This window comes from Sphingomonas jeddahensis (genome assembly GCF_001981525.1).
Taxonomy (GTDB): Bacteria; Pseudomonadota; Alphaproteobacteria; order Sphingomonadales; family Sphingomonadaceae; genus Sphingomonas; species Sphingomonas jeddahensis.
The window spans coordinates 1-22,029 of record NZ_MPSB01000021.1 but is presented as its reverse complement, the minus strand read 5'-3'; the positions used below and the strand labels follow the sequence as shown (position 1 = coordinate 22,029).

Annotated in this window: 23 protein-coding genes and 1 pseudogene; 13 read left to right on the top strand and 11 right to left on the bottom strand. The window is 68.2% G+C overall.

Annotation, left to right across the window (positions count from 1 at the left end; genetic code table 11):
* From SPHI_RS14370 to SPHI_RS14340, 7 genes and pseudogenes are all read left to right on the top strand, one after another.
* Positions 1-208, top strand: a pseudogene (locus SPHI_RS14370) (tail tape measure protein); the annotation flags it as partial.
* A gap of 1 nt (position 209) precedes the next feature.
* Positions 210-2,465 (top strand): DUF2460 domain-containing protein, encoded by a 2,256-nt coding sequence (locus SPHI_RS14365; protein ID WP_076745649.1) that lies wholly within the window; start codon positions 210-212, stop codon positions 2,463-2,465.
* The gene (locus SPHI_RS14360) at positions 2,462-3,259 is read left to right on the top strand and encodes a DUF2163 domain-containing protein (protein WP_076745648.1); all 798 of its coding nucleotides are present in this window, start codon (positions 2,462-2,464) and stop codon (positions 3,257-3,259) included. Before SPHI_RS14365 ends, SPHI_RS14360 begins: the two co-directional genes overlap by 4 nt.
* Entirely contained in the window at positions 3,256-3,651 is a 396-nt protein-coding gene (locus SPHI_RS14355) for a hypothetical protein (protein WP_076745647.1), read from the top strand. The genes SPHI_RS14360 and SPHI_RS14355 overlap by 4 nt, the downstream gene beginning before the upstream one ends.
* On the top strand, positions 3,651-5,777 hold the full coding sequence (locus SPHI_RS14350) for a GTA baseplate fiber-binding domain-containing protein (RefSeq protein ID WP_076745646.1): 2,127 nt from the start codon (positions 3,651-3,653) through the stop codon (positions 5,775-5,777). Before SPHI_RS14355 ends, SPHI_RS14350 begins: the two co-directional genes overlap by 1 nt.
* A 2-nt stretch (positions 5,778-5,779) precedes the next feature.
* Complete coding sequence (locus tag SPHI_RS14345; RefSeq protein WP_076745645.1) at positions 5,780-6,283, top strand: DUF2793 domain-containing protein; 504 nt, start codon at positions 5,780-5,782, stop codon at positions 6,281-6,283.
* A 110-nt stretch (positions 6,284-6,393) separates the two neighbouring features.
* The gene (locus tag SPHI_RS14340) at positions 6,394-7,461 is read left to right on the top strand and encodes an OmpA family protein (protein WP_076745644.1); all 1,068 of its coding nucleotides are present in this window, start codon (positions 6,394-6,396) and stop codon (positions 7,459-7,461) included.
* 616 nt (positions 7,462-8,077) lie between these two features.
* Here the strand turns inward: SPHI_RS14340 and SPHI_RS14335 are convergent.
* From SPHI_RS14335 to SPHI_RS14325, 3 genes are all read right to left on the bottom strand, one after another.
* The gene (locus tag SPHI_RS14335) at positions 8,078-9,145 is read right to left on the bottom strand and encodes a 5-(carboxyamino)imidazole ribonucleotide synthase (RefSeq protein ID WP_076745643.1); all 1,068 of its coding nucleotides are present in this window, start codon (positions 9,143-9,145) and stop codon (positions 8,078-8,080) included.
* On the bottom strand, positions 9,142-9,618 hold the full coding sequence (gene purE / locus SPHI_RS14330) for a 5-(carboxyamino)imidazole ribonucleotide mutase (RefSeq protein ID WP_076745642.1): 477 nt from the start codon (positions 9,616-9,618) through the stop codon (positions 9,142-9,144). The genes SPHI_RS14335 and purE overlap by 4 nt, the downstream gene beginning before the upstream one ends.
* A gap of 182 nt (positions 9,619-9,800) precedes the next feature.
* A complete protein-coding gene (locus SPHI_RS14325) occupies positions 9,801-10,376 on the bottom strand; it encodes an alpha/beta hydrolase (protein ID WP_076745641.1) in 576 nt (191 codons plus the stop codon).
* 134 nt (positions 10,377-10,510) lie between these two features.
* On the opposite strand from SPHI_RS14325, the gene SPHI_RS14320 reads away from it, so the two are divergent.
* Positions 10,511-11,923, top strand: a complete 1,413-nt coding sequence (locus SPHI_RS14320; protein WP_076745640.1) for an amino acid permease — start codon at positions 10,511-10,513, stop codon at positions 11,921-11,923.
* Here SPHI_RS14320 and SPHI_RS14315 read toward each other — a convergent pair.
* Genes SPHI_RS14315 through folP form a run of 3 tightly spaced genes read right to left on the bottom strand, consistent with a single transcriptional unit; the run spans position 11,910 to position 14,691 of the window.
* Complete coding sequence (locus tag SPHI_RS14315; RefSeq protein WP_076745639.1) at positions 11,910-12,608, bottom strand: NRDE family protein; 699 nt, start codon at positions 12,606-12,608, stop codon at positions 11,910-11,912. The genes SPHI_RS14320 and SPHI_RS14315 overlap by 14 nt on opposite strands.
* Positions 12,608-13,630: a 2-hydroxyacid dehydrogenase gene (locus tag SPHI_RS14310; RefSeq protein WP_076745638.1), complete on the bottom strand. Its 1,023-nt coding sequence runs from the start codon at positions 13,628-13,630 to the stop codon at positions 12,608-12,610. Before SPHI_RS14310 ends, SPHI_RS14315 begins: the two co-directional genes overlap by 1 nt.
* 14 nt (positions 13,631-13,644) lie before the next feature.
* The gene (folP, locus tag SPHI_RS14305) at positions 13,645-14,691 is read right to left on the bottom strand and encodes a dihydropteroate synthase (RefSeq protein WP_076745637.1); all 1,047 of its coding nucleotides are present in this window, start codon (positions 14,689-14,691) and stop codon (positions 13,645-13,647) included.
* Positions 14,692-14,858: 167 nt separating this feature from the next.
* On the opposite strand from folP, the gene SPHI_RS14300 reads away from it, so the two are divergent.
* Positions 14,859-15,314: an Rrf2 family transcriptional regulator gene (locus SPHI_RS14300; protein WP_076745636.1), complete on the top strand. Its 456-nt coding sequence runs from the start codon at positions 14,859-14,861 to the stop codon at positions 15,312-15,314.
* The gene (locus SPHI_RS14295; RefSeq protein ID WP_076745635.1) at positions 15,307-16,002 is read left to right on the top strand and encodes a class I SAM-dependent methyltransferase; all 696 of its coding nucleotides are present in this window, start codon (positions 15,307-15,309) and stop codon (positions 16,000-16,002) included. The genes SPHI_RS14300 and SPHI_RS14295 overlap by 8 nt, the downstream gene beginning before the upstream one ends.
* Before the next feature lie 9 nt (positions 16,003-16,011).
* Here the strand turns inward: SPHI_RS14295 and SPHI_RS14290 are convergent, their stop codons facing one another.
* Both SPHI_RS14290 and SPHI_RS14285 read right to left on the bottom strand, forming a co-directional pair.
* Positions 16,012-17,163, bottom strand: a complete 1,152-nt coding sequence (locus tag SPHI_RS14290; RefSeq protein ID WP_076745634.1) for a site-specific DNA-methyltransferase — start codon at positions 17,161-17,163, stop codon at positions 16,012-16,014.
* A 176-nt stretch (positions 17,164-17,339) separates the two neighbouring features.
* Positions 17,340-17,948, bottom strand: coding sequence for a ribonuclease HII (locus tag SPHI_RS14285; protein WP_076745633.1), 609 nt, complete (start codon positions 17,946-17,948; stop codon positions 17,340-17,342).
* A 228-nt stretch (positions 17,949-18,176) separates the two neighbouring features.
* Between SPHI_RS14285 and SPHI_RS14280 the strand changes: the two genes are divergently transcribed.
* Positions 18,177-19,313 (top strand): PQQ-dependent sugar dehydrogenase, encoded by a 1,137-nt coding sequence (locus SPHI_RS14280; protein WP_096348780.1) that lies wholly within the window; start codon positions 18,177-18,179, stop codon positions 19,311-19,313.
* On the opposite strand, the gene SPHI_RS14275 is transcribed toward SPHI_RS14280, so the two are convergent.
* Together SPHI_RS14275 and SPHI_RS14270 are read right to left on the bottom strand one after the other, a co-directional pair.
* Positions 19,297-19,677: a PaaI family thioesterase gene (locus tag SPHI_RS14275; protein WP_076745632.1), complete on the bottom strand. Its 381-nt coding sequence runs from the start codon at positions 19,675-19,677 to the stop codon at positions 19,297-19,299. The genes SPHI_RS14280 and SPHI_RS14275 overlap by 17 nt on opposite strands.
* Positions 19,674-20,111 carry a PaaI family thioesterase gene (locus SPHI_RS14270; RefSeq protein ID WP_076745631.1) on the bottom strand — a complete coding sequence of 146 codons (438 nt, stop codon included), beginning with the start codon at positions 20,109-20,111 and terminating at the stop codon, positions 19,674-19,676. Before SPHI_RS14270 ends, SPHI_RS14275 begins: the two co-directional genes overlap by 4 nt.
* 106 nt (positions 20,112-20,217) lie before the next feature.
* Between SPHI_RS14270 and SPHI_RS14265 the strand changes: the two genes are divergently transcribed.
* Both SPHI_RS14265 and SPHI_RS14260 read left to right on the top strand, forming a co-directional pair.
* Entirely contained in the window at positions 20,218-21,000 is a 783-nt protein-coding gene (locus SPHI_RS14265; RefSeq protein ID WP_076745630.1) for a crotonase/enoyl-CoA hydratase family protein, read from the top strand.
* Positions 21,001-21,125: 125 nt separating this feature from the next.
* Positions 21,126-21,398 (top strand): CsbD family protein, encoded by a 273-nt coding sequence (locus SPHI_RS14260; protein WP_076745629.1) that lies wholly within the window; start codon positions 21,126-21,128, stop codon positions 21,396-21,398.
* A gap of 193 nt (positions 21,399-21,591) precedes the next feature.
* Here the strand turns inward: SPHI_RS14260 and SPHI_RS14255 are convergent.
* Positions 21,592-22,029: acyl-CoA thioesterase (locus SPHI_RS14255; protein ID WP_332888928.1), on the bottom strand; the 438-nt coding region annotated here is incomplete at its 5' end.

Genomic DNA, 22,029 nt, shown 5'->3' with positions numbered 1-22,029 from the left:
GTTCTGGGTGGGGGAGCGCGGGCCGGAGCTGTTCGTGCCGACCGCTGCGGGGACGGTGTTGCCGACGCCGGCGGGGCGGGGGAGCCGCGACGTTCGGGTGAGCATCGCCGTCAATGCGAGCGCGGAGGCGGCGCCGGCGGCGCTGGCACGATCGAGCCGGCAGGTGGCGCGTGCGGTGAAGGCGGCGCTGGCGGGGGTGGAGGACTGACATGGGCCATTGTCTGATGGCGGCACGGCGGCCGCATCATGTCGAGGGCGTGATCTCGCGGTTCGATCCGCGCTTCTGGACGGTCAATTTTCCTCGGCCGATGATGGCTTCGGTGACGACGGTCGCGCCCGATGCGCTGCGGGTGGATGCGGTGTTTTACCGCCGCGACGATCTGGCGGGGCTGATCTGGGAGGCGGAGGATCGGCATGACCATCCGCTGCTGGCGTATGAGACGGTGCGCGACTTTCGCGATTGCCGGCTGTCGTTTCGGTGGCGGTCGCAGGGGCTGCGGCGGCTCGACGAGACGCATGGGCCGGTGCTGACGATCGAGGGGCGTGACGCGACCGGCGCGGCGCGGGTGTGGCATGTGCGGTTGTGGAATTATGCGGTGGGCACGCCGGAGGATGCGGTGGTGTCGATCGACTTTGCCAGCGTGATCGGCGGGTTTGCGTTGCCGGCGGACGCGGATCCGGTGTGGGCGGGGGATGTCGACCGGATGTTCGTCTCGTTGGTCGCGCCCGGTTACGACGAGAGCGATGCGATACTCGATGCGCCGGCGGAAGGCTGGGCGGAGCTGAGCGGGATCCGGTGCGAGGGGCCGGGATCGGTGATCGGCATCGGCGATGCGGTGCTGCCGGAGCATGGCCTGCGGATCGCGGGCGGCTACGACGACAGCTATCATCTGACGCCGGCCAGGTTGCTGCGCAATGTGCTGCATCTCGGGTATCGCGGGGCGATCGTCCATTATGTCGGGATGAGCCACTATTTCCGGCTCAACGGTGGGTTGATGGTGACGGGCGCGCTGAACGCGCCTTGTGCCGCGTGGCACCGGTCGTTTGCCGAAGAGGCGGCGGCGCTTGGGTATGACCTGATCTGGTCGCTGTCCTACGAATTGTTCGATGCGCATTGCCCGCAAGGTTGGAAGCAGCGCGCGGCGGATGGTTCGCCGGCGCTGACCGGGTGGGTGCCGCCATCGACCTTGCTGTCGCCGGCGAATGCGCAGGCGATGGCGTATCTTCAGGCGGTGGCGCGGGCGTTCGTCGCGATCGGGGTGGCGGCGGGGCTCGCGCCGAAGTTCCAGGTCGGCGAGCCGTGGTGGTGGGTGATGGGCGACGGGCGGCCGTGCATCTACGACGCGGCGGCGGTGGCGGCGTTCGATCCGGTGGCAGTGCCGAGCGTGCATGGCGCGCTGTCGGCGGCGCAGCGCGATACGCTGGATGCGGCGGGGGCGGTGCTGGCGGCGTCCACTGCGGCGCTGTGCGCGGCGGTGCGGGCGGATCATCCGGCGTGCGAGACGTTGCTGCTCGCCTTTCTGCCGACCGTGCTCGACGCGCGGGCGCCCGAGGCGAAGCGGATGAACCTGCCGATCGGCTGGGCGAGCCCGGCTTTCGATGTGCTCCAGCTGGAAGATTACGACTGGGTCACGGCGGGGGATAGCGCCTCGACGCGCGATGGCGTGGCGCTGGCTGAAGCGCGGCTGGGCTATCCGGTGGAACGGCAGGATTATTTCTCGGGCTTCGTGCTGCGGGCGGAGGATGGGGCGGCGCATTGGCCGCTGATCGCTGCGACGGCGGAAGTCGCGCGGGCGCGCGGGGTGCGCGGCGTGCATGTCTGGGCGCTGCCGCAGGTGCTGCGCGACGGGTTTCTCTATTGGGACGGGGAGGATGCGGTGGAGGCGTTCGACGACGTGCTGTTTCCGCTGGAGCTTGGCGCGGAGGCGGAGGTGATGCCCGAATTCTCCACCGCGGTGGTGACGAGCGCGGGCGGGCGCGAGAGCCGCAACGCGAGCTGGGCGGGGGCGCGGACTCGCTACGACGTCGGACCTGGGGTGCGCAGCGAGGCGGACGTTGCGGCGCTGCTGGCGTTCTTTCGCGCGCGGATGGGGCCGGCGCGCGGGTTCCGGCTGCGCGATCCGTTCGACGCCGAGGGGGCGGACGAGGTGATCGGGACGGGCGACGGCGTGACGCGCCGGTTCCCGCTGGTGAAACATTACGGTGGCGCTGAGCGGCGGATCACGCGGCCGGTCGCGGGCAGTGTTCGGGTGACGCTGGACGGGGTCGCGACGCAGGGCTTTGCGCTGGAGCCGGCGGGAACCGTGGTGCTGGATGCGGCACCCGCGACAGGCGTGGTGGTAAGCGCGAGTTTCGACTTCGACGTGCCGGTGCGGTTCGCGGAGGATCGGCTGAGCGTGGCTCGGGCGACGTTTCTGGCCGGCGCGGCGGCGAGCGTGCCGCTGGTCGAGGTGCTGGAAGCATGAGCGACCGGGTGACAACGCTGGCGCTGCTGTGGACGCTGGAACGGCGCGATGGATTGTGGATCGGGCTGACCGATCATGATCGCGATCTGACGGTGGAGGGGCGGCTGTATCGCGCCGCGCCGGGGATGACGCCGGCGGCGATCGAGCGGGGGGACGGGCTGGATCCGGCGGCGAGCGAAGCGGCGGGGGCGCTGACCGCGAGCGCGGTGACCGAGGTTGATCTGATTGCCGGGCGCTGGGACGGCGCGCGGGTGACGGTGACGGCGGTCGACTGGCAAGGCGGGGCGCCGATCGTGCTGAGCGAGGGGACGATCGGCGCGGTCGAGATTGACGAGAACGGCTTCACCGCGGAGCTGCGCGGGCCGGCGGCGGCGCTGGAGCGCGCGGTGACGGAAGAGACCAGCGCAGAGTGTCGCGCGACCCTGGGCGACCGGCGCTGCCGCGTGCCGATGGCGGGGCGGGAGCGTTTCGCGCGGGTGGTGGCGGTGGAGGGCGCGGTGGTGACGCTCGATACCCCTGAGCCGGTTGCCGACGCTTATGGCGGGGGCGTGCTGCGCTGGATGGGCGGGGCGGCGTGCGGACTGGAGGCGGCGATTGCGGTGTCCGCTGGCGCGAGCGTGACGTTGCGGGCGCCGCCGGGGCTGGCGGTGGCGCCGGGGACGCTCGTGCGGGTGCGCGAGGGCTGCGACAAGTCGATCGCGACCTGCGCGGCGCGGTTCGGCAATGCGGTGAACTTTCGTGGCGAGCCGTATTTGCCGGGGATGGACTTGCTGACGCGCTATCCCGGCGCATGACGCGCGGTGAGCGCGTCGCGGCGGCGGCGATGGGCGTGGTCGGCGCCCCCTTCCGGTTGCACGGGCGCGATCCGGCGAGCGGGCTCGATTGCGTCGGCGTGGTGGCTCTGGCGCTGCGAGCGGGCGGGCATGAGGGGCCGGTGCCGGGCGGTTACGCGCTGCGCTGCGGGAGCGCGACGGCGTATCGGAAATGCTGGGGCGGGCTGGCGGCGGCGGATGGGGCGCTGCCGGGCGACGTACTGCTGTGCCGGGTGGGACCGGGGCAGCTGCACCTGGGCGTGCGTACGGCGCTGGGCCTGGTTCATGCCGATGCGGGGCTGCGGCGGGTGGTGGAGCGGCCGGGGGCTTTGCCGTGGCCGCTCGTTGCGGCGTGGCGGTTGGGAGATAGCTGATGGCGACATTGGTGCTGACGACGGTGGGCGGGCTGGTCGGCGGGCCGATCGGCGCCGCGCTGGGTGGGCTGGCCGGGCAGGCGGTCGACCGCAATGTGCTGTTCAAGCCCAAGGGGCGGCAAGGGCCGCGGCTGACCGAACTCGCGGTGCAGACCTCGCGCTATGGCCAACCGATCCCGCGCCTGTTCGGGCGGATGCGGGTGGCGGGGCAAGTGATCTGGGCGACCGACCTTGTCGAGCATCGCGGCCGGCAGGGCGGCGGCAAGGGGCAGCCGAACATCACCACCTATGCCTATTCGGCGAGCTTCGCCGTGGCACTGTCGGCGCGGGTGATCCGGGGGGTGGGGCGGATCTGGGCGGACGGCAATCTGCTGCGCGGGGCGGCGGGGGATTGGAAGGTTGCCACCGGGTTCCGCCTGCACCTGGGCGGCGAGGATCAGGCGGTCGATCCGCTGATCGCCAGTGTTGAGGGGGTCGGGCTGGCGCCGGCCCATCGCGGCGTCGCTTATGCGGTGTTCGAGGATCTGCCGCTGGAAACGTTCGGCAATCGCATCCCCTCGCTGACCTTCGAGGTGATCGCCGACGACGACGCGGTGCTGGTGGGCTTGATCGCGCGCGAGATTGCGGATCGCGTGCTGGTGGGGGCGGGGCCGGCGATGCCGCTGGCGGGGTTTTCCGCTTATGGCGACAGCGCGCGCGGGGTGATCGAGACGCTGGCGGAGGTGTCGGGCGCGTGGTTCGCGCCGGTTGCGGGCGGGCTGGCGATGCTGGCCGATGCGACGCCGACGCGTACCTTGCGGGACGAGGGGCGGATGCGGCGGATTGCACCGGCGGCGCGCGTGCCCCGATCGTTGGTGGTGAGCCATTACGATCCGGAGCGGGACTGGCAGACGGGGGTGCAGCGGGCGGCTCGGCCCGGCACGGACGGTGCTGCACTGGCGGTCGAGCTGCCGGCGGCGCTGTCGGCCGACGGGGCGAAGGCGACGGCGACGGCGATGCTGACGCGGGCCGAGGCGGGGCGTACGACACGGCGGATCAGCGCGGATGCGACGGCGATCGACGTGGTGCCCGGCATGGTGGTGTCGATCGATGGCGAGGGCGGCGCGTGGCGGGTGAGCGCGGTGTCGATCGAGCGGTTCGGCGTCACGATCGACATGGTGGCGCTGGCGCCGCCGACGCTGGCTGCGCGAGCTTCACCCGGACGCGTGCTTCGGCCGCCCGACGCCCCGAGCGGCGGGACGATCGTCCATGCGTTCGAGACGCCGGCGCTGATCGAGGACGGATCGGGGCTGCCGCGCGTGACGATCGTGGCCGCCGGGACGGCGGCGGGCTGGCGCCGAGCGGCGTTGCAGTACAGCGTGGACGATGGAAACAGCTGGGTGCCAGCGGGCGGCACCGCCGCGCCGGGGATTGTCGGGACGCTCGCCGCGCCGCTCGCGGCGGGGCCGACGACCTTGGCCGACATGCGCAATGCCATCCACGTGGTGCTGGCGCACGAGGGAATGATGCTCGCCAATGCCGATGCCGGCGCACTGGATCGCGGGGCCAATCTGGCGCTGGTCGGGGACGAGTTACTGCAGTTCGGCGCGGCGGAGCCGCTTGGCGGCGCGGCCTGGCGGTTGACGCGATTGTGGCGCGGCCGGCGGGGATCGGCGGCGCTGCCGAATGCCGCCGGAACACGCTTCGTGTTGCTGGATGGTGACAGTGCGTTGGCGCTGGCCGTGGATGCGGAGATCGGCAGCAGGATACGCATTATGGCGAGCGGCGTGGGCGATCCGGCGCCGGTGGAGGCCGACGTTGTTCTCACCGGCGCTTCGGTGCTGCCGCCAGCGCCCGTGCGGCTGCTCTGCCGGGTTGCTGACGGCGTGCTGACGCTTGGCTGGCGACGGCGAAGCCGCATGGACTGGCGGTGGCGCGACGGGGTGGATGCAGCGCTTGGCGAGGAGCGCGAAGCGTATCGCGTGACGATCACGTCGGCGGCGGGCACGCAGTTGATCGAAACAGCGGAGCCGCGCGCTGCGATCACGTTCAACGCCGGCGAAGACACGCCGATGGCGATCGCGGTGCGGCAGATCGGGAGCCACGGCCTGTCGCCGGCGGCCACACTGGCAATGGGAGGGGATTAGAGATGAACGGGGACAACACCGCGCGGCTGAACCTGCCGCTGCTTCATGCGGGCCAGGCGCAGAAGGAAGTCGACCACAATGAAGCGCTGGCGCTGCTCGACATGGCGGTGCAACCGGTGGTGGTGGCGATCGGGCTCGACACGCCGCCAAAGGAGCCGGGCGAAGGAGCGTGCTGGATCATCGGAACCAACCCGGTCGAAGCCTGGGCAGGTCGGGCCGGTTCGCTGGCCGGTTGGACGGCGGGCGGTTGGCGGTTCATTGCGCCGCGCACCGGGATGACGGTGGTCCGCGGGAGTGACGGCATGACGGCGCGATACACCGGCGCAGACTGGGTCATCGGTGAAGTTCGCGCGACCGGCGTGCTGATCGGCGAGATGCGCGTGCTGGGCGCACGACAGCCCGCGATTGCGGATCCGGCGGGCGGCCCGCTGATCGATGCGGAGGCACGCGGGGCGCTCTCCGCGGCGCTTTCCGCGCTACGCGCGCACGGGCTGATCGCCCCATAATGGTGTGGTGATTGTGCAACAGTAGCTTCTTTTTGTCGCCTTGCGTGGAAACTATCCTTTCGATAGTGAGTTTGCGCTGTCCGTAGTGACACCATGGAAAGGGGATTAATATGCGGAAGCTTGCCGTAGTTCTGGCACTCGCTTCTACCGCACTCGCCTCGCCTGCACTTGCCCGCGACAATGCGTGGTACGTAGGCGCCGAGTTCGGTGGAATGATTGTCGAGGACATCGATTACGATATCACCGCAGCGACCAACGGTTCGGCGATCGTCGATCACGACTACGGCTGGGATGCCGATGGCGTTGCCGGTTACGACTTCGGCGGCTTCCGCCTCGAAGCCGAAGTGGCCTATAAGTCGGCGACCATCGACGGCTATTCGTCGACTGTCCGCACCCCGTTCGGCGGTGGCTCGGGCGTTGCGACGGCCGCTCCGGGCACCTTTGACTATGCTGGCGGCCGTTCGACGGCGCTGAGCTTCATGGTCAATGGTATGCTCGACTTCGGCGACGACGACAGCATCCAGGGCTTCATCGGCGGTGGTGCCGGTGTGGCGCGCGTGAAGAGCCGCATCGCGCTGAACCAGCGTGGCAGCTTCCTTGACGACTCGGACACCGTGTTCGCGTGGCAGGGCATCGCCGGCGTTCGCGCGCCGCTGACCGAGAACCTCGATGCGACGCTGAAGTATCGTTTCTTCAACGCCGACAATGTCGAGATGGTCGACTTCCTGAACCGTGGCTACGAGGGCCGGTTCCGGTCGCACAGCATCCTGGGCGGCCTGACCTACAACTTCGGCGAGCCGGCTGCACCGCCGCCGCCTGAGGTGGTGTGCTCGCCGGGTCCGTTCATTGTCTTCTTCGAGTGGGACAAGTCGGACATCACGCCGGAAGCAGCGTCGATCCTCGACAACGCCGTCACCCAGTATCAGTCGTGCGGCAACGCACAGGTCATGCTGGCCGGCCACGCCGACCGTTCGGGTGCCGCATCGTACAACGTCGGCCTGTCGCAGCGCCGTGCGGACGCGGTTCGTGCTTACCTGAGCTCGAAGGCGATCCCGGACAGCGTGATTTCGACCGAAGCGTTCGGCGAAAGCCGTCCGCGCGTCGACACCGCCGATGGCGTGCGCGAGGTTCAGAACCGTCGCGTGGAAGTCACCTACGGTCCGGGTTCGGGCATGTAAGACTTCTCGTCGGTTTTCTGACGAAAGTGGGAGGGGTCGGCTTTGCCGGCCCCTCTTTCGTTATCGGTTGCCAGGCTGATCTGGAGCCACTGTGATCGGTACGTTGTCGGGGTTTTGGTTCACGCGAAGCCGCGAAGAGGAAGCTCGATTGGCTAGCCTTTTCGTCTGCGTTACCCAGCCTCAATCCGGGTCCCGCTTCTCTTTGCCCCTTTGCCAAGTCGATGTGCGCCCGGCTCAAGTCCGGCGTGACCATCTGATCGGGTAGATCGCGCGCTAAAGCTTGATCCAGCCAACTTGATCCGCTTCCCGGCAAAGGCCGGGGTCCAGTTGGAGGATTGAGGGTGGAACGCTCACCGGCAGTTACCCCCGGCCGCGCAGCTGCGTCCCGGCCTTCGCGGCGCTGCTTCAGATCAGGCGGATCAAACCTAAGGAACAGAGAACTTGTGCGCGCAGAGGCGCAAAGGACGCAGAGGTGTTGTGCTTCGGCGCTCGCGATGCGCGGCACAGATGGCCGCGAGATGCGTGACGCATGCGGCGGCTACTGTCCTCTTCGCGTCTTCGCGTGAGCTATTGGCCTCCATGGGACTGCCGCGCGCTGGCAGATGGGGCCGGGTGCTCAGCGGGTGACGCGGGTGACGTGGCCCATCTTGCGGCCCGGCCGGCTCTCGCGCTTGCCGTAGAGGTGGAGGTGGGCGCCCGGCTCCGCCAATAGCTCGGCCCAACAGTCCGCCTCTTCGCCGATCAGGTTCTCCATCGTCACCGCGGTGCCGGTAAGGCCCGTGTCGCCCAGGGGCAGGCCGCAGATCGCGCGGACGTGATTCTCGAACTGCGAGGTGACCGCGCCCTCGATCGTCCAATGCCCCGAATTGTGCACCCGCGGTGCCATCTCGTTGAACACCGGGCCGTCTGCAGTGGCGAAGAACTCGCAGGTCAACATGCCTACATGCCCGAGCGCATCGGCGATGCGGCCGGTGAGCGCTGCGGCTTGGGTCCAGTGCGCCGCGATGGGTGCCGGTGCGGGCACGGTCGAGCGTGCGAGGATACCATCGGCATGCTCATTCCACGGCGGCGGATAGCTGACCATGTTGCCGTGATGGTCGCGGACCAGCAAAATCGAGAACTCATGGGTGAAGGTAACGAACGCTTCCAGCACGGCGGGGCCGCCGACCGCCTCCCACGCCGCATCGGCGTCCGCTGCGCTCATCAATCGCGCCTGGCCTTTGCCGTCATAGCCCATGCGCGTGGTCTTGAGCACAGCGGGCGTGCCAATCGTGGCGATGGCGGCGTCGAGCGCAGCGCGGGAATCCACGGCGGCCCAGCGCGCCGGGGTGCCGCCGAGATCAGCGACGAACGCCTTCTCCGCCAACCGATCCTGCGCCACGCGTAGGCTGACAGGAGAAGGGTGGACCGGCACGCGGTCGCCCAGCCACGCGACCGGTTCGACCGCGATATTCTCGAACTCATAGGTGACCACGTCGCATTGCGCGGCGAAATCGGCGAGGACGATGCGGTTGTGGTAATCGGCGCGAGTCAGCGACGACGCGGTCTGCGCGGCGACGCTTTCGCGATCGGGCGCGAGAACGTGAGTGCGATAGCCGAGTTGCGCCGCCGCCGAGGCGATCATGCGGCCAAGCTGGCCGCCGCCGAGAATGCCGATCGTCGACCCGGGCGGCAGCGGAGTCATTCGGGACGCTCCGCCACGCTGTCGGTCTGCGCCGCGCGCCACGCCTTAAGTCGCTCTGCGACAGCATCGTCGGCGGTTGCCAGGATCGCGGTGGCAAGCAAGGCGGCGTTGATCGCGCCGGGCTTCCCGATCGCCAGCGTGCCGACTGGGATACCGCCCGGCATCTGGACGATCGAAAGCAGGCTATCCATGCCCTTGAGCGCCTTGGACTGAACGGGAACCCCGAGTACCGGCAGGTGAGTCATGGCGGCGGCCATGCCCGGCAGATGCGCAGCGCCGCCAGCACCAGCGATGATCACCTTCAGCCCGCGATCGGCGGCACCGGCGGCATAGTCGTACAACCTTTGCGGGGTGCGATGCGCGGAAACCACGCGTGTTTCGTAAGCCACGCCGAGCGCGTCAAGCGTCTCGGCCGCGTGTTGCATCGTCTCCCAATCGGAAGTCGAGCCCATGATGATGCCCACCTGCGCCATTTCCGGCGGTTAGCGAGGGGGGCGAAGGAGGGCAACAATTTGCTGAAGGCAGGGCGCTGCCCGATCCCGCGACGATCTCATGCGGGGCGGTCCGTATCGCTCAGGAGTAATCGATGCCGATGCGTCGATCTCATTCGCCACGCCTGGAACGAGTCGGAGATCTTTTCGAGGTGCTTGTGGGTTCAGCGGCGAGCGAGCGGGTTGAGCGCGAAGACGCGTTCGACATCGCGCTGGATCACCTTGGCGGTAATGCGTTCGACGAGCCGCTGTGCGCTGCGCCACGGTCGCACGTCACCCACGCGCTGGCGATGGCCGTCGATCAGCCGGCTGCCCCAGCTTTCGATTGCTCCGTCCCCGAGGGGCGACGCCTCGGCCGACAGGATCAACGACGGGAACGGCAGGGCGATCGCGGGCGAGGCGAAGCTGTTTCGGTCCGGCGCGTTCTCGGGCGGCGGATCGAACAGCAGCGCGCCGGCGACCCGCGATACGTAACTGGCGGGCGACAGCCGCGCCCACCAGGAGGCGGCGTGGCAGCCGATCCCCTCCGCCACCAGCACGACAGCCCGATCGGCGCGCATCACCGCCGCGTCGAGCTGCGCCGCCCAGATGCTGCGCCGCGCGCCGCCCGCCAGCGCGACATGCTGATCCCCCTGGCTGGGCCAGAGCAGGCGTGCGTTCCACACTGGCGCGGCGGCGTCGGGCGCGGCGATCGTGATGATCGAGAAACGGTTCGGCACGATGAGCGCGGCGGTCGACATGGCGAGATCCCCGGTTCGATGCGGCAGGCAGGATGACATGAGTCGGGCAGGCGGGGCAATCCGGCGCGCGACAGCGGTTGCGGGACGGCCCGCGACACGGCACGGTTGGTCACAGACGTTACTGGGGGAAATGAATGTTCGGTCCACGCAAGTCGCTCGAGTCGGTGACTCGGCATGATGCGGGGCACAAGCTCGCCAAGACCTTGTCCTGGCCGCATCTGATCGCGCTGGGGGTCGGGGCGATCGTCGGCACGGGTATCTACACGCTGACCGGCGTCGGTGCCGAGCGCGCGGGGCCGGCGGTGATCCTGGCCTTTGCCATCGCCGGCGCGGTGTGCGCCTGTGCGGCGCTGGCCTATGCCGAGCTGGCGACGATGATCCCGGCGGCGGGCAGTGCCTATACCTTCAGCTATGCCGCGCTGGGCGAGGCGCTGGCGTGGATCGTCGGGTGGAGCCTGATCCTCGAATATTCGCTCGCCTGCGCGACGGTGGCGGTGGGCTGGTCGGGCTATCTGGTCGGATGGATCCAGTCGGCCGGCGTGGCGCTGCCGCCGATGCTGCTGAGCGGGCCGCATGACGGGGGGATCATCAACCTGCCGGCGGTGCTGGTGGCATTGTCGGTAATGGGGCTGCTGATCGCGGGTACGCGGGAGAGCGCGACGCTGAACATCGTGCTGGTGATCATCAAGCTGACCGCGCTCGCCGTGTTCATCGCCTTTGCGCTGCCGGCGTTCAATGCCGACAATCTCCAGCCGTTCATGCCCTATGGCTTCGGATCGACCGAAATCGGCGGCGAGAAGCGCGGCGTGATGGCCGCCGCGGCGATCGTGTTCTTCGCCTTTTATGGCTTCGACACGGTGGCGACCTCCGCGGAGGAGGCGAAGAACCCGGGGCGCGACCTGACGATCGGAATCGTCGGTTCGATGGTGGTGTGTACGCTCGTCTATATGCTGGTCGCAGTGGCGGCGATCGGCGCGCTGCCGTTCCTGCAGCTCGCCAATTCGCCCGAGCCGCTGGCGCTGGTGCTGCGCGGGCTCGATCAGCCGCTGGCCGCGCACCTGATCGCGCTGGCTGCGATCATCGCGCTCCCTTCGGTGATCCTGGTGATGATGTACGGCCAGAGCCGCGTCTTCTTCACCATGGCGCGCGACGGGCTGCTGCCGCGGCGGCTGGCCAAGGTGAGTGAGCGGTCCGGCGGGCCGACGCTGATCACGCTGCTGACGGGGGCCTCCATCGCGATCGTGGCGGGGATCTTCCGGCTCGACGAGATCGCGGAACTGGCCAATGCCGGGACGCTGCTGGCATTCATCGCAGTCGGCGCGTGCCTGATGGTGCTGCGCAAGCGGGCGCCCGATGCGGAGCGGCTGTTCCGCTGCCCCGCGCCGTTCCTGGTCGGAACGCTGGCGATCGTCGGGTGCCTGTATTTGCTGTTCAGCCTGCCTTCGTCGACGATCGGCCGTTTCGTGATCTGGAACCTGATCGGGCTGGCGATCTATTTCCTCTATGGCCGGCGCAACAGTGTGGAGGGGCAGACTAGCGCCATGTGAAGGTGAGGCGCGTCTCGCCGTCGGATGCGCCCGAAGGGCCGAAGCGCCGCTCCATGATCGTGCCGTTGCCCTCCGCATCCACGGCGATCACCGTGCTGCACCGCGTGCCGTAAACCGGGTCGCGGATGAACACCGGGCGCTCGCCGGCAACCGCCGGTTCTTCGTCGCCGAGCAGGTCGAGCAAGGCGTCGACCGGGCGGTCCGCGGCCAGCCAATCGTTCAGCGCGGCGGTCAGCGTGCGGGTGCGTGGCCAGGGCGGATCGAGCGGACCGTTGGAGATGCCGTGCAGACCGGGGGCGAGCGGGTGGCGCGCGGGCTCGGGCTGGTTGGTGCGGAAGTCTGCATCGGCGCCGATCGTCATCAGGCTGAACCCGCCGAATGCGGCGAGCGCGTCATCCCCGGGCAGGCGGCCGGCGCGCAGGAAATCGGCGACGAGCGCGCCGCGTGAGGGCGACCCCTCGCCGCGCGGGTGACCGGCGACGTTGGTGACGACGGCGAAGCGCCCCGCCTCCGACACACCAATCCAGCCGCCGCCGGACACCAGATCGCGCCCGGCCAGCACGCCCGGTGCATCCTCCCAGCGCGCAAGCGGAGCGGCGGCGCGTGCGTGGAACTCGTCACGATTGCCCGCGACCACCAGCCGCCAGCGTGGATGCGCAGCCCAGGCGAGCGCGACGACACACATCAGCGCGGCGGCCCGCTGCGGATCACCTCGGGACCGATGCGATGCTGCAACGCGCGCCCAGCCTCTGCGTCCGATAGGCTGGCAAGCGTCGCCTCAGCGATAGCGGTCAGCGCTTCCTCGGTGAGGAAGGCCTGGTGCCCGGTGACGATCACATTGGGGAAGGTGAGCAGCCGCTGGAACAGATCGTCCTGGACGATCTCGTTTGACAGATCCTCGAAGAACAGGTCGGCCTCCTGTTCGTACACGTCGAGCGCGACGCCGCGGAGCTTGCGCGTCTTCAGCCCCTCGATCAGCGCGGCGGTATCGATCAGCGCGCCGCGGCTGGTGTTGACGATCATCAGCCCGTCGCGCGCGCGGGCGATCGCCGCCGCATCGATGATGTGGCGCGTCGCCGGGGTCAGCGGGCAGTGCAGCGTCACCAGGCCGCTGCGCGCCAGCAGATCGGTTGGATCGGTGTAGGTGACGCCGATCGCCTCCAGCGCCGGATCGGGCGCCACGTCGCTCGCCAGGACGTCGCAGCCGAAACCAAGGCGCAGGCTGCGCGCCACCAGCGCACCGATCTGTCCGGTGCCGATCACGCCGACAGTGCGGCCGTGGAGGTTGCGGCCGATAAGGCCATCGAGCGCGAAATTGTTCTCGCGCACCCGCGCCCAGGCGCGGTGGATGTTGCGATCGAGCGCCAGCATCAGCCCGACAGTGAATTCCGCCACGGCATGCGGTGAGTAAGCGGGGACACGCACCACGGCGATGCCGAGCCGCTCGGCGGCGCGCAGGTCGACATTGTTGTAGCCGGCGCAGCGCAGCGCAACGAAGCGCGTGCCGCCGGCCGCCAGCACCTCCAGCACCGCCGCATCGAGCCGGTCGTTGACGAACACGCACACCGCCGGGAAGCCGGCTGCCAGCACCGCGGTCGCGTCGTCCAGCCGCGGCTCGACGAAGGTGAGGTCGTGACAAGAGGCCTGGTTTGCCGCGGTCAGGAAGCGGCGATCATAGGCCTTGCTGCCGAACACGGCGATCCGCATGGGTTCTCCTCCCGTCAGCCGACGAACGCACGGTCGCGCAAGCCGCGCCATATGCGTAGCGCCTGCACCGTCTCGGCCACGTCGTGGACGCGCAGCAGCTGCACGCCCGCGTCGGCACCCTTCAACGCCAGCGCAACCGATCCGCCGAGCCGCTCGGTCACCGGTGCCTCGTTCGACAAGGCCCCGATCAGCCGCTTGCGGCTGGCGCCGAGCATCACCGGGCAGCCGAGTCCGTGGAACATGGCTAGCGCGTTGATCAGCGCGAGATTGTCGTGGAGCGACTTGCCGAAGCCGATCCCCGGATCGACGATGATCTTCGTGCGCTCGATCCCGGCGGCGACCAGCGCATCGACACGCGTCTCCAGCCAATCGAACACGTCCGTCGCGACGTTGCGGTAGCCGCCGCTGCCATGGCCCCCTTTCTCGGGATCGGGCGAATGCATGATGATCACCGGGCAAGCGGCGTGCGCCACGATCTCAACGGCGCGCTTATCCCACAGCAGCGCCGAGACGTCGTTGACGATGGCCGCACCGGCGGCGAGCGCGCGCTCCATCACCAGCGCCTTGCGTGTGTCGATCGAGACGAGCGCACCGGCGGTTGCGAGCCGTTCGATCACCGGCACCACGCGCTTGGCCTCATCCTCTTCCCACACCTGCGCTGCGCCGGGGCGCGTTGATTCGCCGCCGACATCGATCAGCGCGGCGCCGGCACCTGCCATCGTCATCCCGGCCGCCGCCGCCGCGGCGGGATCGTCATGGTGCGTGCCGCCGTCCGAGAAACTGTCGGGCGTCATGTTGAGGATCGCCGCCACGACGGGCTGGTCGAAGCGCAGCGTGCGCTCACCCAGCATCAGCGGTGGCCGGGGCGCAGTGAAGCGCGCATGGAGCGCCGCGGCGCGCCCGCCCAGCGCGGGTATGTCGGCTACCGGCAATACCCGCTTCGCGCCGCCGTCGATCACCTCGTAGGCAGCGAACCACTGCATCCCCCCGGCAAGCCGCGCCACTGCCCCATCGGGATAGGCGAACGGCGCATCGACGAACTGAACAGGGCGAAGGTGCATGAAGAGCTTCCCGCGAGACTGGCCCCGTTCTTGGGGCAGCAGGAACCAAGCGGCAAGGTATGGCGGCCCTGCGGCAGGGACCTTGCGAGCGGTTGGGACGGCATCAGCCTGCGCGACACGTGCGCAACGGATTGACTGCTCGTATTATAAGTAACAATCAAAGTTACGTGATTCGCGATAGTCGCCTTTCGGGTGTCCTCCACATCCTGCTTCATCTTGCCGAGCGGGACGGCCCCGCCACGTCAGAGACGCTCGCCCGCGCCATGCAGACCAATCCGGTCGTCATCCGCCGCATTCTCGCGGGGCTGCGCGAGCGTGGTCTGGTGCGATCGGAAAAGGGACATGGGGGCGGCTGGACGCTTGCCTGCGACCTCGCGGCCGTAACGCTGCGTGACGTGTACGATGCGCTTGGTGCGCCGAGGTTGCTCGCCATCGGCAATCGGAGCGAGGCACCTGATTGCTTAGTCGAGCAGGCGGTCAATGCCGCGCTGGACCAGGCCTTTGATGAAGCAGAGGCGATCCTGCTCGCGTCGTTCGATGACGTTACGCTTGCAGCGCTCACCGCCGATTTCCACCGCCGCCTGAAGGCGCGGCCCCATGCCAGCGGAGTTCACCATGGCTGATTCAGACCCGATCGATTTCATCAAGGCGTTCGACGACCCCGCCGCTGCCGCCCGCTATGCCGATGGTCCGCGCCGTTTCGTGCCGGGTTTGGGAGCGGTTCATCGTATGACGGCGCTGCTGCTCGGCGAGGCGGCACCGGCCGATGCCCGGGTGCTGGTGCTCGGTGCGGGCGGCGGGCTGGAGCTCAAGGCGCTGGTCGAAGCGCATCCCGGCTGGTCGTTCGTCGGGGTCGATCCCGCGGGCGAGATGCTGCGCGCGGCTGAGCGGTTGCTGGGGCCGCAGATGGCGCGGGTCGAGCTGGTGCAGGGTTACATCGACGATGCTCCGGATGGCCCGTTCGATGCCGCGACGTGCCTGTTGACGCTGCACTTCCTGCCGGCCGCCGAGCGCGAGCGGACGGTGCGGCAGATCCACCGCCGACTGCGCCCCGGTGCGCCGTTCGTCGCGATGCACGGCAGCTTCCCGCAAGGGCGCGCGCGCGATCGCTGGCTCGATCGCTACGCCGCCTTTGCGATCGCGTCAGGGGTAGAACAGGAACAGGCGCTTGGCGCACGCGCCGCCGTCGCGGCGAACGTCGCGATGCTCGATCCGGCGGAGGACGAGGCGATCCTGCGGGCCGGCGGTTTCGGCGCGGTGGAGCTGTTCTACGCGGCTTTTACCTGGCGCGGCTGGGTGGCGCACGCCTGAGCAGCCGGTTTAGACCTGCGTGGCGAGCAGATACGTCTGACGCGCCGTGTCGATCGGCTTCAGCGCGCCGTCCACCTCGTAATGCCAGAAGCTCCAGCCGTTGCAGGTCGGCGCGCCTTGCAATGTAGCACCCAGCTTGTGGATCGAGCCGCTGGAGCCGCAGTCGCTTGCCAGGCTGCCGTCGGCGCAGACGGTCGCGCGGAAGCGGCGCTTAGCGTCGACCAACACGCTGCCGGCGGGCAGATAGCTGTTCTCGACCAGTACGCCGAACGCCACCTTGGGCTGCTGCTTGGGGCTCTGCATCGTGCGCAGTGCGGATTCGTCGAGCGGCAGCGCGGCGTCGATGCGGGCCTGCGCCGCCTCGATATACACGTTCTCGCGCTCGATCCCGATCCAGCGGCGACCGAGCCGCTTGGCCACCGCGCCGGTCGTGCCGGTGCCGAAGAACGGATCGAGCACCACATCGCCGGGCTTGGTGCAGGCGAGCAGCACGCGATACAGCAACGCCTCGGGCTTCTGCGTCGGATGCACCTTGTGCCCGTCGGCGCCCTTCAATCGCTCCTGCCCGCCGCAGATTGGGAATTCCCAATCGGAGCGCATCTGGATCTCGTCGTTTAGCGTCTTCATGGAGCGATAGTTGAAGGTGTATTTCGCCTTCTCGCCCTTGGATGCCCAGATCAGCGTTTCATGCGCGTTGGTGAAGCGCGTGCCGCGGAAATTGGGCATCGGGTTGTTCTTGCGCCACACAATGTCGTTGAGGATCCAGAAGCCCAGATCCTGCACCGCTACGCCAACGCGGAAGATGTTGTGATAGCTGCCAATCACCCAGATCGTGCCGTTATCCTTCAGAATACGATTCGCCTGGGCCAGCCATGCGCGGGTGAAGGCGTCATAGGTGGCGAAGGTGTCAAACTTGTCCCAATCGTCCGTCACCGCATCGACATGGCTGCCGTCCGGACGGAACAGCTCACCGCCGAGCTGCAGGTTGTACGGCGGATCGGCGAAGATCATGTCGACCGACTTGTCAGGCAACGCACGCATCTGCGCAATGCAATCGCCGGTCAGGATACGGTCCAGCGGCAGCTCCATGGCTGCCGGCAATGGCTTGGCAAGCCCCTTGGTCGGGGCGCGACGCACACGCGTCTTCTCGATAACAGTCATGCGTTCCCCCTTCTCGCACGCGACCGTCGCCGCACGGTGGACTCGCCGTCAAGCGCTCAATGGTTAACGGCAAAGCCTGCGATTTCGTGAACGCGGCGGAACATGTTGCGGCCGTTTCCAGATGTTGAGTCAACCGCGCGCGGCGGACTCAAGACCTTGGGTGTGGCGCAAAAGACTCAGAGCGGAAGAACCGTCTGCGCGACCGGTGCGAAGCTGCGACGGTGGAGCGGCGAGGGGCCATGTTCGGCCAATGCGCGGCGGTGGGCGGGGGCGCCATAGCCTTTGTTGGAGGCCCAATCGTAGTGCGGATACGAATCATGGTGCCGCAGCATGATCGAATCGCGCGTGTGCTTGGCGACGATCGACGCGGCCGCGATCGAGCGGCTCAGCGCATCCCCGCCGACGATCGGTGTCGCGGCATAACCCCAGCGCGGCAGGCGGTTGCCGTCGACCAGCACATGGCCTGGCGCGCAGCCGAGCGTGGCGGCGACTTGATCCACCGCCAGCGTCATCGCCTTCATCGTCGCCCAATAGATGTTGAGCGCGTCGATCTCCTCCGCCTCCACGATGCCGATGCCGACGATCGCACAATCAGTGAGGCGCGCGCACAGGCGAGCGCGTTCGGTGGCGGGGAGCTTCTTTGAATCGTCGATCCCGCGTGGCACGCCCTTGGCCGGCAGGATCACCGCTGCGGCGACCACCGGGCCGGCGAGCGGCCCGCGACCCGCCTCGTCCACGCCGACGACAGGGGCGAGATACAGGCGTTCGTGCTTCATTCCGGGCATTGTGCGGTCAGGTGCTTTCGAGGGAGTTGGTCGAGCGTTTACAACGGGATCGAGCGAAGCTGAACCGCCTTCGTCAGTCGGGGCGTGACCCAGGAACCCACTTCTTGTTAGCCATCGAGGAGGCACCGGGACCCCGGATCAAGCCCGGGGCGACGGAAGCATGGTCGCTTGCGGAACCGCTGTGCCGATGCGACGCTATGATCCTGTCCGTTTCGAGGAGTGATCGTGATCGCGCGCAGCCTGTTCGTCGCCGCCCTGCTGGGTGCCACCGCCTGTTCCGCCGAGCCGCAGGCCAGCGCAGCCGCGGCGCCCGCCGCCACCGGCAAGCCGTTCGTCGAAACGGTGGTGGCCGATTTCGACTCCCCCTGGGCGATGACGTTTCTGCCCGACAAGCGCATGCTGGTGACCGAGAAGGACGGCCGGCTACTGCTCGTCTCGGCGGATGGCAAGGCGCGGAGCACGATCGCGACGCTGACCGTTGATACAGCCGGTCAGGGCGGGTTGATGGACGTGGTGCTCGCGCCCGATTTCGCGAAGTCGAAGCGGGTCTATCTCAGCTGGGCAGCGACCGGGCCGGGCGGCAAGGGCGTGGTGCTGGCCCGCGGCGTGCTGGACGATGCGACTGTCGGTGCGGAAAAATTGCGGCAGATCGAAGTGCTGTTCCGCGCCACCCCCTTCGTGGAAGGAAACGGCCATTATTCTGGCCGCATCGCCTTTTCCCCGGCCGGCAAGTATCTGTTCTTCACCAACGGTGAGCGGCAGAAGTTCGATCCCGCGCAGGACCCGAGGGCAACTCTGGGCAAGGTGCTGCGGTTGACGCCTGATGGCAAGCCGGCGCCGCGCAGTCCACTCACGGCGAAAGGCTTCAACCCAGCGGTGTGGAGCTACGGCCATCGCAACCTGCTCGGTATCGCGTTCGATGCGCAAGGCAATCTGTGGGAGCAGGAAATGGGGCCAAAGGGCGGCGACGAGCTCAACCTCGTCCTGCCGGGCCGCAATTACGGCTATCCCAAAGTGTCGAACGGCGATCATTATGACGGCCGTCCGATCCCCGATCACCAGCCCGGTGACGGCTTTGAGGCGCCCAAGGTTTGGTGGACGCCGGTAATCTCGCCCGGCGGGCTGATGATCTATTCGGGCGACCTGTTCCCGCAATGGAAGGGCGATGCGTTCATTGGCGGGCTATCGTCGCAGGCGCTGGTGCGAGTCGATCTTAACGGCACCAATGCGAAGAAGGGCGATCAATGGGACATGGGCGCCCGCATCCGCGAAGTGGAGCAGGCGCCCGATGGCGCGATCTACGTGCTGGAGGATGGCGCGCAGGGGTCGCAGGGGCGGATGATCCGTCTCACCCCCGCGCGATGAGATAGTTCATCCGCGCCGAGGCGATCGGCTTGTCGCGGCCCTCCTGCCAGGCGATCGCCTCAACATTGGCGATGCGGTTGCCAAGGCGAGTGACGGTGCCCGCGGCATAGGTGACGCGCTCGCGCCCGCCGCGCATGAAGTCGATCGTGACGTTGATCGGCTTGACGCGGCCGCCACCCTCGCCGGCCAGCTGGTGGCCGAGCGCGGCGAGCGCCGCTACCTCGATCAGCCCAGTAATCGCGCCGCCCTGGACGAAGCCGGGTCGGCCGAGCACATCGGCGCTGAACGGCATCGCCAGCACCGGCAAGCCGTCTTCCCATTGCAACGTGGCGCCGAGCAGATCGGCGTACGGTGGCAGCTTCATGCACCTTCTCCCAGGAACATGAAGGTGCCCGAGACGTGGGCGACGGGATCATTGGGATCGCCGTCATGCGCTTGGCCGCGGACGAAGGCGATCGAGCGTTTGATGGCGTAGCATTCACCATGGCCAATCACCGTGTGGCCGGGCTTGGCGGGGCGGAGATAGTCGATGCGCAGGTCGAGCGTGGCGTGGGGCACGAACTTGCCGAGCTTGCGCATCGTGCCGAGGCTGGTGGCGATGTCCATGAGCGCGAAGATCGGGCCCGATGCGATCACTCCCGATTCCTCGTCGCCAATCATGTCCTCGCGATAAGGCAGCGACAGTTCGCACCAATCGTCCCCATGCGCGTGGTAGCCGATGCCCAGCCGTCCGCCGTGCCCGCCGAAGCGCACGTCCTCCATGCCCGGCAAGTCGCTCAATGCATTTTCGATCTTCATGGGCGCGCTGATACATCCCGATTGCTGCGGTGCAACATCGCACTTGGCATTGCCGCTTGCACGATGCTCATCTAAGCCGATCGTATCAATTTGCGGGAGAGGCAAGATGGAAGAGCGCGTTTCGGTCAGCGTGGAAAACGGCATCGCCGATGTGCGGCTGAACCGGCCGGACAAGATGAACGCGCTCGACCCCGCCATGTTCGCGGGGATCAACACGGCGATCGAGAAGCTGGCAGGGATGAAGGACGTGCGCGTCGCCGTGCTGTCGGGCGAGGGGCGGGCGTTCTGCGCGGGGCTTGACATGGCGTCGATGGCGGGCGGCGGATCGGGCAATGACCTGGGGGCGCGCAGCCATGGCGTGGCGAACACCGCGCAGAACGTCGCCTGGGGCTGGCGCACGCTGCCGATGCCGGTGATTGCGGCGGTGCATGGCGTGGCGCTGGGCGGCGGCTTCCAGATCATGTCCGGCGCGTGTGTCCGCATTGCGCGGCCGGATACGCGCATGTCGATCCGGGAGACCTATTGGGGGCTGGTGCCGGACATGGCGGGGCTGGCGCTATGGCGCACGCTGGCGCGCGACGATGTGTTGCGTGACCTCACCTATAGCGCGCGCGAGTTCACCGGGGAGCAGGCCGAACGCTACGGCTTCGTGACGCGGCTGACGGATGACCCGCGCGCGGCAGCGTTCGAGTTGGCGCGTGAGATCGCCGGACGCAATCCCGATGCGGTGAAGGCGTCGAAGCGGCTGATCAACCTGATGGCCGATGGCGATACCGCGACTATGCTGCAGGGCGAAAGCGACGAGCAGATCAAGCTGATGCGCTCGCCCAATCAGGTCGAGGCGGTGAAGGCGAATATGGAGAAGCGCGCGGCTGTGTTCGTGGATTGACGGCCACCTGACACCGTCATCCCCGCGGAGGCGGGGATGACGCGCGTGTTGTTGGGGCCGCCGCGGCACAAAAGGCCTGCCCGTCGGTTGTCTCTCCCGATCCATCAAACACGGGAGTTATCATCATGGCAGACGCACTCACCGCCGACGTCAACACCGTCACGGGCAAGGTCAAGGAAACCGCCGGCGCGGCGACCAACGATCGCTCGATGCAGGCGGGCGGCATGTTCGACCAGCTCAAGGGCTCGGTGCAGAAGGCGATGGCGCCGGGCGTCGATGGCCAGCCCCAGGTTGTGGGACAGGCCAAGGCGTTCGCCAAGGAGCGCCCGTGGGCGACCGCGGCGCTGGTCGGCGTGCTGGGGCTGGCGACGCTGGGCACGCTGCGCGGCAAGGGCTGAAGCTGACCGCAGACGGAACGTCATCCCGGGCTTGACCCGGGATCCAAGGTGCCGCGAACGCTCAGGCCGGGTGTTCGCGGCACCTTTCCGTATGCGTCATGCCGGGCTTTTCCCGGCATCCAAGGCGCGGCATTTCCGACGCTGAGCGTTCGTGGATGACTGGATGCCGGCACTAGGCCGGCACGACGGGTGATCACTGGCTTGTTAGTTGCACTGCCTTGAGGCGTTCAACAAAGTCGGCGGGCAGGCTCTCGCCCTTGGGGTCGGTCATCACGATCGTCGTGTCGCACGTGGCGATACACTGCCCCGACTGGAAGGCGGCGGACAGCATGTCGAAGCTGCGGTTGCCGATGCGGCCGATGCCGATTGCGATCTCCACATCCTCGGGAAAACTGCCTTCCGCGAGGTAGTTGATCTCGTTTCGCGCGACGACAGCGCGGAACGAGCCTTCCGCCATCTTTCCGCGGCTCACCCGGCCGAGTTGCTGGTTCATGCGCACCCGCGCGTCCTCGAACAGCGCCGCGAACGCGACGTTGTTGAGATGGCCCATGGTGTCGAGATCCTGGAAGCGGGTCTGCTTCACCTCGTGCTTGGGGTAGGAGTCGCGGGCGAGGCGCCAGGGGGCGGGGCG

Coding starts and splice junctions, on each gene's coding strand:
- folP (WP_076745637.1), bottom strand. CDS start 14,691: ATGCACCTTCGCCCTGTTCAGTTCGTCGATGCGCCGTTCGCCTATCCC.
- SPHI_RS14355 (WP_076745647.1), top strand. CDS start 3,256: ATGACGCGCGGTGAGCGCGTCGCGGCGGCGGCGATGGGCGTGGTCGGC.
- SPHI_RS14315 (WP_076745639.1), bottom strand. CDS start 12,608: ATGTGTGTCGTCGCGCTCGCCTGGGCTGCGCATCCACGCTGGCGGCTG.
- SPHI_RS14290 (WP_076745634.1), bottom strand. CDS start 17,163: ATGACTGTTATCGAGAAGACGCGTGTGCGTCGCGCCCCGACCAAGGGG.
- SPHI_RS14345 (WP_076745645.1), top strand. CDS start 5,780: ATGAACGGGGACAACACCGCGCGGCTGAACCTGCCGCTGCTTCATGCG.
- SPHI_RS14325 (WP_076745641.1), bottom strand. CDS start 10,376: ATGTCGACCGCCGCGCTCATCGTGCCGAACCGTTTCTCGATCATCACG.
- SPHI_RS14360 (WP_076745648.1), top strand. CDS start 2,462: ATGAGCGACCGGGTGACAACGCTGGCGCTGCTGTGGACGCTGGAACGG.
- SPHI_RS14340 (WP_076745644.1), top strand. CDS start 6,394: ATGCGGAAGCTTGCCGTAGTTCTGGCACTCGCTTCTACCGCACTCGCC.
- purE (WP_076745642.1), bottom strand. CDS start 9,618: ATGGCGCAGGTGGGCATCATCATGGGCTCGACTTCCGATTGGGAGACG.
- SPHI_RS14265 (WP_076745630.1), top strand. CDS start 20,218: ATGGAAGAGCGCGTTTCGGTCAGCGTGGAAAACGGCATCGCCGATGTG.
- SPHI_RS14320 (WP_076745640.1), top strand. CDS start 10,511: ATGTTCGGTCCACGCAAGTCGCTCGAGTCGGTGACTCGGCATGATGCG.
- SPHI_RS14285 (WP_076745633.1), bottom strand. CDS start 17,948: ATGCCCGGAATGAAGCACGAACGCCTGTATCTCGCCCCTGTCGTCGGC.
- SPHI_RS14260 (WP_076745629.1), top strand. CDS start 21,126: ATGGCAGACGCACTCACCGCCGACGTCAACACCGTCACGGGCAAGGTC.
- SPHI_RS14365 (WP_076745649.1), top strand. CDS start 210: ATGGGCCATTGTCTGATGGCGGCACGGCGGCCGCATCATGTCGAGGGC.
- SPHI_RS14350 (WP_076745646.1), top strand. CDS start 3,651: ATGGCGACATTGGTGCTGACGACGGTGGGCGGGCTGGTCGGCGGGCCG.
- SPHI_RS14335 (WP_076745643.1), bottom strand. CDS start 9,145: ATGACTCCGCTGCCGCCCGGGTCGACGATCGGCATTCTCGGCGGCGGC.
- SPHI_RS14270 (WP_076745631.1), bottom strand. CDS start 20,111: ATGAAGATCGAAAATGCATTGAGCGACTTGCCGGGCATGGAGGACGTG.
- SPHI_RS14275 (WP_076745632.1), bottom strand. CDS start 19,677: ATGAAGCTGCCACCGTACGCCGATCTGCTCGGCGCCACGTTGCAATGG.
- SPHI_RS14310 (WP_076745638.1), bottom strand. CDS start 13,630: ATGCGGATCGCCGTGTTCGGCAGCAAGGCCTATGATCGCCGCTTCCTG.
- SPHI_RS14295 (WP_076745635.1), top strand. CDS start 15,307: ATGGCTGATTCAGACCCGATCGATTTCATCAAGGCGTTCGACGACCCC.